At 59.6% G+C, this 13560-nt stretch carries 9 protein-coding genes; 2 read left to right on the top strand and 7 right to left on the bottom strand.

What is annotated here, in order from left to right; all coding sequences use genetic code 11:
• Positions 1–31: 31 nt before the first annotated feature.
• From ACR3E0_RS10105 to recA, 4 genes are all read right to left on the bottom strand, one after another.
• On the bottom strand, positions 32–604 hold the full coding sequence (locus tag ACR3E0_RS10105; RefSeq protein WP_480478620.1) for a transglutaminase-like cysteine peptidase: 573 nt from the start codon (positions 602–604) through the stop codon (positions 32–34).
• Positions 605–1024: 420 nt separating this feature from the next.
• Positions 1025–1312: a DUF1330 domain-containing protein gene (locus ACR3E0_RS10100; RefSeq protein WP_480478618.1), complete on the bottom strand. Its 288-nt coding sequence runs from the start codon at positions 1310–1312 to the stop codon at positions 1025–1027.
• A gap of 1 nt (position 1313) precedes the next feature.
• The gene (gene alaS / locus ACR3E0_RS10095) at positions 1314–3986 is read right to left on the bottom strand and encodes an alanine--tRNA ligase (protein ID WP_480478616.1); all 2673 of its coding nucleotides are present in this window, start codon (positions 3984–3986) and stop codon (positions 1314–1316) included.
• A 169-nt stretch (positions 3987–4155) separates the two neighbouring features.
• A complete protein-coding gene (gene recA, locus ACR3E0_RS10090) occupies positions 4156–5220 on the bottom strand; it encodes a recombinase RecA (RefSeq protein ID WP_480478614.1) in 1065 nt (354 codons plus the stop codon).
• 191 nt (positions 5221–5411) lie between these two features.
• Between recA and ACR3E0_RS10085 the strand changes: the two genes are divergently transcribed.
• Entirely contained in the window at positions 5412–6005 is a 594-nt protein-coding gene (locus tag ACR3E0_RS10085) for a sulfotransferase family 2 domain-containing protein (protein WP_480478612.1), read from the top strand.
• A 6-nt stretch (positions 6006–6011) separates the two neighbouring features.
• On the opposite strand, the gene ACR3E0_RS10080 is transcribed toward ACR3E0_RS10085, so the two are convergent.
• From ACR3E0_RS10080 to guaB, 3 genes are all read right to left on the bottom strand, one after another.
• Positions 6012–8303 (bottom strand): ATP-binding protein, encoded by a 2292-nt coding sequence (locus ACR3E0_RS10080; RefSeq protein ID WP_480478610.1) that lies wholly within the window; start codon positions 8301–8303, stop codon positions 6012–6014.
• Between the two features lie 106 nt (positions 8304–8409).
• Entirely contained in the window at positions 8410–9567 is a 1158-nt protein-coding gene (locus ACR3E0_RS10075; protein WP_480478608.1) for an RsmB/NOP family class I SAM-dependent RNA methyltransferase, read from the bottom strand.
• A gap of 87 nt (positions 9568–9654) precedes the next feature.
• Positions 9655–11103: an IMP dehydrogenase gene (gene guaB / locus ACR3E0_RS10070; protein ID WP_480478606.1), complete on the bottom strand. Its 1449-nt coding sequence runs from the start codon at positions 11101–11103 to the stop codon at positions 9655–9657.
• 217 nt (positions 11104–11320) lie between these two features.
• On the opposite strand from guaB, the gene ACR3E0_RS10065 reads away from it, so the two are divergent.
• Positions 11321–13369, top strand: a complete 2049-nt coding sequence (locus ACR3E0_RS10065; RefSeq protein WP_480478604.1) for an ASKHA domain-containing protein — start codon at positions 11321–11323, stop codon at positions 13367–13369.
• Positions 13370–13560: the final 191 nt, after the last annotated feature.

Raw genomic sequence — 13560 nt, 5'->3', positions numbered from 1 at the left:
GTTTCAGTCGCCTAAAATTCAGTTTGTGATCTCAGCTTCTTCCGTAAACACCAACCCAGCGACGCGGTTGTTTTGGATCCTGCATCCGCAGAAACAGATAGCGGGTTGCCGCCCACGGTTTGATTCGGTTCGTCAGATTATCCAGAACCAGATCGCCTTGATCAGAGCGGTAAACGAGAACAGCATGCGCATTGCGGCTTGTATCCAGCACCGTTGCGATTAACAGCCTATTGGGGTCAATGCCGGCCTTGATCAGATCCCGCTTCTTGAGCAGGGCGAAATCCTCGCAGTCCCCACCTAATGCTGTTGGCAGAGCCCAGCGTTCGCGCGTTTTGTACTGATACTGATCCGTCACTTCGCGGGTCGACGCGTTCACCTGACGGTTAATCTGCTTGATGATCTGCATTTCCTGCTGGCTGGACAGCGAGACCGACCGCTTGGTCGTGCAGGCCCAACTGTATTGCCGACACAGCTGATTGGCACCGGACGGCGGCGGCGATGCAGCAACGGCGGTGATGAAGGCCCCCTCGCTGGCGCTGGCCTCAGAGACAATAAAAAAGGAGCCGCCCACCAGGGCAAGCATCCCAATTGCACGTCCCGACATTATCGCAATCCGCCCCACGGCGGTCTTGAACTCACTGCCAAACGTTCTCATGCCCGTCCCTCGATCCAAAGTTTTCCCAGCGACTGCGGTCAAACAGGACCTTATTTAGTTTTCACAAACTAAGCGTAAACAGGTCCGCAGATGCAATCGTGGACAACCTTGAAGGGGAAAAAAGGCGGAAATTCGTCACTCAATTTGACCATTTCGCGCAAGAATTGGGGTGGTCCGGCCACAATTGTGACGCGAATACCAACAAGCCACTCGCTCTAAGTGGTTTAAGACTATGACATTTATGTAATATTGCTCACGCCGGAAATCGCCGGGCAAATGACACAATCCATTGCGCCCGCTTGAGCAAAAAATCGCTTATGCACGGCACACTTAACGAAATTGTGAGCAAATCGTGACGCTCGGCGACGCTCAATCGGTGATTTCAACGACAACCAGTTCACGTTCACTGGCCCCACGCGCGTGATCAAGCGCCTGTTGGTATTCTGACGAGTTATAGCATTCGACGGCTGCCTCGACCGACGGGAAACGGGCCACAACGTTGCGAGGACGTTCCTTTCCCTCAAGCTGAACATAACGCGCAGCCCGGGCAATGAACTCACCCCCGTGTTTGGCAATCGCCGGTCCGGCCAGTTCGGCGTATTTTCCATACGCCTCGGCATCCGTTACCGTCACGTGCGCAATCCAAAGTGCAGGCATGTTATCCTCCCAAAACCTGTTCAGCGGCTTTGATGGCCGCGTCGGATTTGCTGGCGTCCCGACCGCCGCCTTGCGCCATATCCGGGCGGCCGCCGCCCCCCTTGCCGCCCAGTTCGGCCACTGCGGCCTTCACCAGGTCCACAGCCGAAATCCGGTCCGCCAGATCGGATGTGACACCCGCAGCCACCGCAGCCTTGCCGCCTGTATCGGCAATCAGCAACACCGCGCCGGAGCCCAGACGGCTTTTGTGCTCGTCTATCAATGTGGGCAGATCCTTGCCCGACACCCCTGTCAGTGCCTGGGCCAGGAACTTAACGCCATTCACCTCATGCAGTTCGGCACCATTGCCCTGTCCGGCACCGCCCGCCATGGCCAGATCGCGACGCAATTGCGCCACCTCGTTTTGCAGCGCCTTGCGTTCGTCCAACAGCGATTTCACGCGACCAACGACATCTTCGGGCTGCGCCTTGAGTTCCACGGCAACCTGCGCCAGCCGTTGATCCTGCGCCGAGAGGTATTGGAACGCGTCATCTCCGGTCAACGCTTCGATCCTGCGGACGCCCGCGCTGCTGGCGCTGTCGCCCAGTACGACAAAAGTTCCGATGTCACCGGTCTGTCGCACATGTGTTCCGCCACACAGTTCGATCGACCAGGTTTCGCCATCCTGTCCTTTGCCCGTGGGCGCCTTGCCCATCGACACAACCCGCACTTCGTCGCCGTATTTCTCACCAAACAGCGCCTGAGCCCCCAGCCCACGCGCATCGTCCGGCGTCATGATCCGTGTCTCAACTGCTGAGTTTTGGCGAATGAAATCATTCACTTCGCGCTCGATCTTTTGCAGCTCATCCAAAGTCAGGGCTTTGGAATGGCTGAAATCAAACCTCAGCCGGTCCGCCGCGTTCAATGACCCGCGCTGTGCCACATGATCCCCAAGCGTTTCGCGCAGGGCCTCGTGCAGAAGATGTGTTGCCGAGTGGTTGGCGCGGATCGCCGTCCGGCGCGCGTGATCAACCTCAAGCTCGACAGCATCGCCTTTGGACAGCGTCCCGTGGTCAACGGTCACGTTGTGTGCATAAACTTTGCCCTCGGCGAATTTCCGTGTGTCCAGCACCTGGGAAACATCCGAGCGTTCATCCAGGCGACGGATTTCTCCCGTGTCGCCGACCTGACCGCCTGCTTCGCCGTAAAATGGCGTCTGGTTTACCACGACCCAGCCGCTGCCACCCTGCTCGATCCTGTCGACCAGTTCGCCATCCACGACCAGAGCCGCAACCTGGCCTTCTGCTTTTTCCGTGTCGTAGCCCAGAAAATCCGTGGCCCCTGCCTCGTCCAGCACGTCAAACCAAACCGCCTGATCCGCCGCTTCGCCGGACCCGGCCCAGGCAGCGCGCGCTTTGGCCTTTTGCTCGGCCATCGCAGCATCGAACCCGTCCGTTTCCACGGTCCGGCCCTTCTCACGCAGCGCGTCCTGCGTCAGGTCCAGTGGAAACCCATAGGTGTCATACAGCTTGAAGGCCGCGTCGCCGGGCAAGGGTGCGCCTTCGGCCAGGCCCGCGACCTCGTCGTCCAGCAGTTTCAAACCGCGATCCAGCGTCTGTTTGAAACGGGTCTCTTCCAGCAGCAGGGTTTCCTCGATCAAAGGCTGCGCCTGTCCAAGCTCGGAATATTGTGCGCCCATCAGCTGCACGAGCGTTGGAACAAGCCGGTGCATCACGGGATCTTTTGCGCCCAAAAGATGCGCATGACGCATGGCCCGGCGCATGATCCGCCGCAAAACATAGCCCCGCCCGTCATTCGAAGGCATCACCCCGTCCGCAATCAGGAATGAGGTCGAGCGCAGGTGATCCGCGATCACCCGGTGATGCACATTCTGGTCGCCATAGGGATCGACACCCGTTGCGTCGGCCGAGGCCTCGATCAGGGTCTTGAACAGGTCGGTGTCATAGTTGTCATGGCTCCCCTGCAGCAAAGCGCCGATCCGCTCCAACCCCATGCCCGTGTCGATCGACTGCATATCGAGTTCGACCATCGAGCCGTCTTCGAACTGCTCGTTCTGCATAAAAACGATGTTCCAGATTTCGATGAAGCGATCACCATCCTCCTCGGCCGACCCCGGAGGGCCACCCCAGATGTGATCGCCGTGGTCGTAGAAAATCTCGGTGCACGGTCCGCATGGGCCTGTGGGGCCCATTTGCCAGAAATTGTCATGGGTGGCGATGCGAATGATCCGATCCTCGGGCACACCGACCTTTTTCCAAATCTCAAAGGCCTCGTCATCGGTATGGTAGACGGTGGTCAGCAACCGGTTCTTGTCGATGCCGAACTCTTTGGTAATCAACTCCCAGGCAAAGGGGATCGCCTCGGATTTGAAATAGTCCCCGAACGAGAAATTCCCCAGCATCTCAAAAAACGTATGGTGGCGCGCAGTATAGCCGACATTGTCCAGATCGTTGTGCTTGCCGCCTGCGCGCACACATTTCTGCGCGGTCGTGGCCCGCTGATAGTCGCGTGTTTCGACACCCGTAAACAGGTTCTTGAACTGCACCATGCCCGAATTTACGAACATCAAGGTCGGATCATTGCGCGGCACCAGCGGGCTGGACGCAACCACTTCATGACCCTGCTTGGCGAAGTAGTTCAGAAAGGTTGAGCGGATATCGTTCAGCGTGGGCATAAGGCTCTCTCAGCGCGCATTCATAAGGTACTGCGCAGGTTTAGCCCCGCGCCCCCGGAGTGTCCACAGGATAGGCACAGCAGAATGCAACAAGGCGGCCCGTCCGGACCGCCCTGTTTCCATCACTTCACCTTGGCCGGTGCCCGTGAGCCGGGTCCGACCGCGGGTGTCAGGCTTCTAAAATGTCATCTTCCTCGGCTTCGGGCGGCATTTCAAAATCCAGCCCGTGGGCGGCGCGAATCTTGTCTTCGATTTCCAGCGCCACACGCTCGTTCTCGCGCAGATATTGCTTGGCGTTCTCACGCCCCTGCCCGATCCGCTCGTCGCCATAGCTGAACCACGATCCGGATTTTTCGACCACGCCGGCCTTGACGCCCAGATCCAGCAACTCGCCCATCTTTGAGATGCCTTCGCCATACATGATGTCGAATTCGACCTGCTTGAACGGCGGCGCGACCTTGTTCTTGACCACCTTGACACGCGTCTGGTTGCCGACCACTTCATCGCGATCCTTGATCGCACCGATGCGGCGGATGTCCAGACGAACCGAGCTGTAGAATTTCAGGGCATTCCCACCGGTTGTGGTCTCAGGGCTCCCAAACATCACGCCGATCTTCATCCGGATCTGGTTGATAAAGACAACCATGCAGTTGGAACGGCTGATCGAGCCTGTCAGCTTGCGCATCGCCTGGCTCATCAATCGAGCCTGCACGCCAACACTGCTGTCGCCCATGTCGCCCTCAAGCTCGGATTTCGGCGTCAGTGCCGCCACCGAGTCGACGACGACCATGTTCACCGCCCCCGATCGCACCAGCGTGTCGGTGATCTCAAGCGCCTGTTCACCGGTGTCAGGCTGCGAAATCAGAAGTTCGTCCAGATCGACGCCCAACTTGCGCGCATATTGCGGGTCCAGAGCGTGCTCGGCATCGACAAAAGCGCAGACACCGCCGCGTTTTTGCTGTTCGGCAATGCAATGCAGGGTCAGCGTTGTCTTACCCGAGCTTTCCGGCCCATAGATTTCGACAATCCGACCCATTGGCAGACCGCCGATACCCAGCGCAATGTCCAGCCCCAATGAGCCGGTCGAGCTCGCTTCGATCTCCTGCGTGGTTTCATCGCCCAGCTTCATGATCGAGCCTTTGCCGAATTGCCGTTCGATCTGCGCCAGCGCGCTGTCGAGCGCCTTTTGCTTGTCCGCGTTTTTCTTGTCGCTCATCGTCAGAAGATCCGCCATTGTCCTGTCACTTTCCTTTTGTCACACCCTTGGCCGGGCGGCAATCGCTGCTTTGTTCGCCTCTTGTTCCTTATGGGATCAAAAAGGGAACATTTCAATAAAAACTTACCAAACTCACTGTTCTGCAATTGTATTAAGGAGTCGTTTACGACACTCTGAGATGGAATGACCGCGGAAAAAGAGACGTTTAAATGCTTGTTTTCTATAAGGAACGCCTCGCCTTTCTGGCCGTCCCCAAAACTGGCAGCACCGCCTATCATTCAGCGTTGCGCGACCGGGCCGATCTGGTGGTCACAGGCCCGCCCGAACTGAAACATGCACCGGTGCGCCGGTATGATCGCTTCTTTCAGAACATATTCCGGAAAATGTACGATACCGAGATGGAGATCATGGCCGTGGTCCGCGAACCCGTCGACTGGCTGGGCAGCTGGTACAGGTTCCGCAGCCGGCAGGACCGCATCGGACACCCGCATTCAACGCGGGACCTCAGCTTTGATGAGTTTGTCCGCGCCTATATGCAGAACCCGCGGCCCGAATTTGCCGATGTCGGAAGCCAGAGCCAGTTTTTCCGCACCCGCAGCAACGGCTTTGGTGCCAGCCACGTGTTCAAATACGAACATCAGGACAAAATCCTGAGCTTTCTGGAAGATCGTCTGAATCTAATGATCACCCTGCCACGGGAAAATGTCTCGCCGCCAGGTGACCTGACCCTGTCCGAAGAGACGGAACGCCGGTTCCGACAGTCCCACGCGGCAGAATTCCACATTCACGCCTCTGCCCTTTAGGTGCCCTCAGTTCATCTGCTGGAACACCGCCTCGGTCAATTGATTGAGCGAAAACGGCTTGGGCAGGAATGTTGAATTGGCGATCTCGGGGCCGGAATCTCCGAACGCCCCTTCGGTGTAGCCAGACACAAAAACAACCCGTACATCCGGACGCGTCTCCATGGCCTTGCGCACCCAGGTCGGGCCATCCATGCCGGGCATGACCACATCGGTCACAAACACATCGACGTTCAGCCCCGAATCCTCCAGAAGTTTCAGCGCATCCTCGGCGGATTCCGCCTCCAGCACGGTATAGCCCTTGAGCCGCAAAGCGCGCGTCGCGAAGGCGCGAACCGGGGCTTCGTCCTCCACCAGCAAGACAACCCCCTCGCCCTGACGCGCTGTCTTGGTTTCGGGCAGCTTAAAGGTACTCTGATCGGCGTCCCCTTTGGCATCGCAAACCGGCAGATACACCGTGAACTCGGTCCCCTGCCTTATCGTGCTGTCGACAAAGATGAAACCACCGGTCTGCTTGACGATACCATATGCGGTGGACAGCCCCAGCCCCGTACCTTCGCCGGTACGTTTGGTGGTGTAAAACGGCTCGAACACTTTCTGCAGCTTGTCTGCCGGTATGCCGACGCCGCCATCGATCACCTTGACGGTCACATACTCGCCCGGCGGCACCGTGGCGCGATCCCGCAGATAGGGCTGCGTCAGATTCAAAACCTCAGTTTCAATGCGAATCTCGCCGCCCTCGGGCATGGCGTCGCGTGCGTTGACCACGAGATTCATCAACACCTGCTCAAGCTGTCGCTTGTCGGCCCGGACCGATTTCAGGACCGGATCATGGCTGAGCGTCAGCTGGACTTTTTCACCGACCAGACGATTCAGCAGATGGATCAGATCGGAAATCGTGTCCCGCAAATCCAGAACTTCCGGCCTCAGCGTCTGTTTGCGCGAAAAGGCCAGTAACTGACCGACCAGCGCCGCCGCGCGGTTGGCATTCTGGTTGATCTGGACCAGGTCGCCGTAGTTCGGGTCATTCTGATCGTGCCGGAGCAGCAGCAGGTCGCAATGCCCGGAAATAGCCGTCAGAAGATTGTTGAAATCATGCGCCACCCCCCCGGCCAACTGGCCCACGGCCTGCATCTTTTGCCCCTGCACAAACTGCGCCTCAAGCGTTTTGAGCTCGGTCGCATCGTTCAGAACCGCAATGAGGCGGACCTGCCCGTCTTTTAATACCCGAGTCAACGTAACCTGAACAAAGACTTCCTTGTCATCCCTCGACAGCCGCAAAAACTCGGACCGAGGCGCCTCTTCTCCATTGGCCGTCTTGTCGAGCCAGTCCAGAATCGGTTTGCCCAGACCCTGCATGATATGACTGATATGAGTGTCACACAGCCGGATGTCGCCGAGCAGTTTGTTTGCCAGTCGATTGGACTCAAGAATGATCCCGTCGGGAGACAGAGACAAGATCGGCACCGGCAGATCCGCAAAAGCCGTACCGCCATTGGTTTCGAGGCACCCTTGCAACGGCACCAGAGCGAGATTTCTGCCAATGCCGGACTGCGGCAGGTAGGACGCTGCAGCCGGCACCGATCCGGATTTCGTCCGAACCCGGCAGATCGCGCCGTTTTCGGGCATGCTGTCTTCAAAGATCTGATCCACTGAACCGGGCCGGTATCCCACCAATTGTTCTGCCGCAGCGTTCAGGCGTAACACCACACCATCGCGCCCCACCGTCAGCACAGGTAGTTCCGTGTCATCCCATGGTCCGGGCTCATCTATCTGAAAACGCCAGCAAAACACCCCGTCTCCCAACCGAAATACCGAAACCGGGGTCGCATGACCCTGCGTGACAATCTCTTCCCGGGCGCGCCCGCGCGTTTCCGCCAGAGATTGCAGACGCAAGACCACCACCGACGGGTTGGCAAAAACGGAACGCAGGCATCGGACAATACTCATGTTCGGTTCTGCATGGAATCTTCGTCGCGCCATTGAGTTGACTGCCAGAACCCGGCCGTGCGTATTGGCAACCAGACTGGGAAACGGGTCCTGCTCCACAAAAGCGGCCATGAGCGCACGCGCCTCTTGGGCCGTCTTGTTCGCCAAGCGCTCTTTGATCACTGCGCCGACAGCAACAACCAACAAGGATACGCCGACGACAACCAGCCCCATATTCCAGTCAGCGGGCAAAACACCAAGCGCCGGCGCTGCCGCAAGGAGTACGGCCAACGCAATCAGAGACGCGAGACGCCCCAACATCGGCGATTTGCGAAGGGAAGGTTCAGAAAAGCACTCAGCAGTGTCGGACATAAACGGCTCTGGGCAATGGCGTCGCGCAATAACGGCGCAGTATTGGTTAAGGCCTGCTTAACGACGGGCCGAAAAACTCTACCCTTGGTTGCTAATCGCCGTCGCGCTACCGCGTCAAGTGTGCAACAAAAAAACCGTCCGTTCCGTGTGTCACCCGCCACGCTTTGTGGCTTCTTTCCTGCCAGCCCTGGTGATCGGACAGAAATGCCCAGACGACGGCCGAATTCTCATCATCCAACATCGAACATGTCGCATAGGCCAATGTGCCGCCCTGCGCGACAAAGGGCGCGACACGGTCCAGAATGTCAGCCTGAACAGTCGTCAGCTGCGTCAATCGGTCCTCGGTCAATTCCCACTTGCCGGCGGGCGCACGACGCCAGGCGCCGCTACCGGAACACGGCGCATCCACCAGGATAACGTCAAATGGCGCCGAACCGGCCACTTCGCCGGTTTCCAACAGCGTTACATCAGCGCCCGCCCGCGCGGCCCGGGACGGCAGATCCCGCATCCGACCAGCATTTGTGTCATGTGCAAACACCTCGACGCCCGGATGGGCCGCCAATGCCAGGGCCTTGCCCCCACCGCCGGCGCAGTAATCCAGCACGCGCATGCCAGGCGCAAGAGTCAGCGAGGCCACAACGGCCTGGCTGGCAGCGTCTTGCAGTTCAACCAGACCGTCAGCATAGGCATGGCTTTGTGAGACTTTTCGCGCGCCATCGGTGATCTCCAACGCGGTATCACATGCCGGATGGGGATGGGCGGAGATGCCATCAGCCGCCAACGCCGCGATGGCCGTTGGCCGGTCGGACTTCAGCGTGTTGACCCTGAGATGAACCGGTGCCCGGCTTTGCAGTGCCACAGCGGCCGGGACCGCGTCTTCCTGCAGCGAGTGGCAAAACCGAGGCCACAACCAGTCCGGAACATCGTATCGCTCGGCGTCCGAGGCGAACTCACGCGGTGTTTCGTTTGCCCTGACCGGTTCCGGCGCATGGCGGTCTCCGGAAAACAGGGCATCCAGATCTGCTCTGGCCGCACGAAGGGCCCCAATCATGAGGCCGCGCCCCGTTTCTGCACCGCCAAGCGCCGAAAACGAACGTCTGCACCGGACCGCATCAAACACATGGTCCCGAACCGCCGCCCGATCCTTGGACCCCGCAAAGCGACTGCGCCGGGCCCAGCCCGTCAGCGCCTTTTCCACCGGCGTACCGGCCAGAATCTCGTCGAGGATTTCGATCGAGGCCTGAACGCGGGCCGCAGGTGTCATTCTATCTTCCCTTGCAGTGCGTGCCGCTCACTCTGTGTTTTCGAACACGCAATTCGACACCCGGCTCCGGCGTCATTGACAAATCGCCTACATCACCCGGTAGTTCGGGCTTTCGCGGGTGATCTGAACGTCATGCACGTGACTTTCTTTCAGACCCGCCCCGGTGATTTTCACAAAGCTGCAGTTGCGCCGCATCTCTTCCACCGTGGCGCAGCCCGTATACCCCATGGCGGCGCGCAGGCCGCCCACAAGCTGGTGCACAACGGCACTGGCCGAGCCCTTGTAGGGCACCTGCCCCTCGATGCCTTCGGGCACAAGCTTGTCGTTGGCCGCGTCTTTTTGAAAATACCGATCCGCCGAACCGCGCGCCATCGCACCCAGGCTGCCCATGCCGCGATAGGATTTGAACGACCGGCCCTGATACAGGATGACTTCGCCCGGGCTTTCGTCCGTCCCCGCGATCATCGACCCGACCATCGCACAGGAAGCCCCCGCCGCGATGGCCTTGGCGAAATCGCCGGAAAACTTGATTCCCCCATCCGCGATCACAGGCACATCCTGCGCCGCTGCGGCACAGTCCATGATGGCGGTCAGCTGTGGCACACCCACGCCGGCCACCATACGCGTCGTACAGATCGATCCCGGGCCGATGCCGACTTTGATCGCATCCGCGCCCGCATCGATCAGGGCCCGCGTCGCCTCACCCGTGGCCACGTTGCCAGCGATGATCTGCACCTCGTTCGACAGTGTCTTCACCCGTTTCACCGCGTCCAGAACCCCTTGCGAGTGACCGTGGGCGGTATCGACAACAATGATGTCGACACCCGAATCCACCAGTTGCTCGGACCGTTCAAACCCGGCATCCCCGACCGAGGTCGCCGCCGCAACCCGCAAACGTCCCAACCGATCCTTGCAGGCCGTTGGGTTAAGCACCGCCTGTTCGGTGTCCTTCAGCGTCAGCAGGCCAGTCAGCTTGCCTTCGGCATCAACCACCAGCAGCTTTTCGATCCGGCGCGCCCGCATCAGGCTCTTGGCTTCTTCCAGGTCTGCCGGCTCCTGCAGCATCGCCAGGTTTTCCGACGTCATCATTGCCTTGATCGGTGTGTCATCCGAGGTTGCAAAGCGCATGTCCCGGTTGGTGACAATGCCAACAACGCGACCGTCGCCTTCAACCACCGGGAACCCGGTGAAGTTGTACCGCTCGACCAACGCCTGCGCATCGGCAAGCGTCTGATCCGCACGCAGAGTCACCGGGTTATAGACAATACCGGATTCAAACCGCTTGACCCGCCGAATTTCGCGGGCCTGTTCTTCGATTGACAGGTTCTTGTGCACGACGCCGATGCCGCCAGCCTGTGCCATGGCAATCGCCATGCGCGCTTCGGTCACCGTATCCATGGCCGAGCTGAGCAGCGGGATGTTCATGGTGATCTCGCGCGTCACGCGCGTTGTCGTATCCGCCGTCGCGGGCAGCACAGAAGATGCGCCCGGAACCAGGAGAACGTCGTCAAAGGTGAGTGCCTCACGAATCTGCATCTGTTAGCCCCATGCAAAAGCCCGTTTGGCGGTGACCCTATTACATGGATTTGACCCGAGGAAAAGACCCCCACCTCAAGTTGTTGCCACCTGCGGAGCAATGCCGCGTCCCAAAAAGACGCAACATGCACAAAACGTGCCGCGGATTGCCCTTCCCCTTTGCGCGCAAACTCATATCTTGCCCGACAGATGCGCGAACACAAAAGGCAGGCCGTTCATGACCACCGACCCCCTTGTTGTCTTTACCCCGTCCGGCAAACGCGGGCATTTTCCCACCGGCACGCCGATTCTGACCGCCGCGCGCCAGTTGGGGGTCGATCTGGATTCGGTGTGCGGCGGGCGCGGGATCTGCTCCAAATGCCAGATCACACCCAGCTATGGCGAATTTCCCAAACATGGCGTGACTGTCAAAGAGGATGCGCTGAGCGAATGGAACGCGGTCGAACAGCGCTATGACGACAAGCGCGGGCTGAGACCGGGTCGCCGGTTGGGCTGTCAGGCCACGGTGCAAGGGGACGTCGTCATCGATGTCCCGCCGGAAAGCCAGGTGCACCGTCAGGTCGTACGTAAGGCCGCAGCCGCGCGCGCGATCACCATGGACCCCGCGACCCGCCTGTATTTCGTGGTGGTCGAAGAGCCGGATATGCACTCGCCAACGGGTGATCTGGAGCGACTGGAGCGTGCCTTGCGCGAGCAATGGAAGATCGAAGCCGCAACCGCCGATCTGTCCCTGTTGTCCAAGCTGCAACCCACGTTGCGCAAGGGCAAATGGGAGGTCACGGTCGCCGTTCACAAGGGCCACGCGGATGCCGTTTCCCGCATTGTCGAGATCTGGCCCGGATTACATGAAGGCGGGCTGTACGGACTGGCAATCGATCTGGGATCGACCACGATCGCCGCGCATTTGACCGATCTTGAGACCGGCGAGGTCAAGGCCTCGTCCGGACTGATGAACCCGCAAATCCGGTTTGGCGAAGACCTTATGAGCCGCGTGTCCTACGCCATGATGAATCCCGGCGGGGATCAGGAGATGACAAAGGCGGTGCGCGAAGCGATCAACGATTTGACCACCTCCATCGCGGCAGAAGCCGACATCGACGCCGCGCTGATTGTCGAGACGGTGTTTGTCTGCAACCCGGTCATGCACCACCTGCTGCTGGGGCTGGACCCGGTAGAACTGGGTCAGGCCCCCTTTGCACTGACCACGTCCGAAAGCCTGTCCCTGCCCGCGCGCGAGATGGGTCTGACCACCATGAACGCGCGCGCGCAGGTCTATATCCTGCCCTGCATCGCTGGCCATGTTGGGGCCGATTGCGCGGCCGTCGCCTTGTCAGAAGAGCCCGGAAAATCCGAGGATCTGGTCCTTATCGTCGATGTCGGCACCAACGCCGAGATCCTGCTGGGCAACACCAGCCGCGTTTTGGCCTGCTCCTCTCCGACCGGTCCTGCTTTCGAAGGCGCCCAGATCAGTTCGGGCCAGCGGGCGGCCCCCGGTGCCATCGAACGGATCGAGATCGATCCGGTCACAAAGACCCCCCGCTTCCGTATCATCGGGTCCGAGAAATGGTCCGACGAGGACGGGTTCGACCAGGACATTGCCACCACCGGGATTACCGGCATTTGCGGTTCGGGAATCATCGAGGCCGTGGCCGAAATGCGCATGGCCGGTTTGCTAGATGAAAGCGGTCTGATCGGTTCTGCAGAACAAACGGGCACCCCACGCTGCATCCCCGAAGGCCGCACCCATTCCTATCTGATCCACGATTCAAGCGCCGAGGGCGGGCCGCGCATAACCGTTACGCAAGGTGATATCCGGGCCATCCAATTGGCGAAATCGGCACTCTATGCCGGGGCGCGGCTGCTTATGGACGAAATGCAGGTCGACAAGGTCGACCGCGTCGTACTGGCCGGCGCATTTGGTGCCCATATCTCGACCAAACACGCGATGGTTCTGGGCATGATCCCGGACGCCCCGCTGGACAAGGTCACCAGCGCGGGCAATGCGGCAGGCACCGGCGCGCGTATCGCTCTGTGCAATACCGGCGCTCGGGCGGAGATCGAACGGGTCGTGCGCGAAATCACCAAGGTTGAAACGGCCATCGAGCCCAAATTCCAGGACCATTTCGTCGCCGCAAACGCGATCCCGCACAAGACCGATCCCTTCCCGGAACTGGCGCAGGTCGTCACCCTGCCCTCACCGTCGTTCAACACGGGCGGATCGGACAGCGAGGCAGGCGGCGGACGCCGTCGCCGACGTCGGGGTTGAGTGTTTCGCAATCAAGGCCCGGCCCGGTACTCCGGTCCGGGTAAAACTCGGGGATTTGGATTTTCTGGAGCGGGTAGCGGGAATCGAACCCGCGCGTTCAGCTTGGGAAGCTTATACGCACCACCCCAATTGATTGAATACCAAGTGTAATCTCTGCTGATGGCATAGACTAAAGTGAAATTGCGGTGATC

The sequence above is a fragment of the Ruegeria sp. AJ12 genome, assembly GCF_056536245.1.
This window is presented reverse-complemented; position numbering and strand designations above follow the sequence as displayed.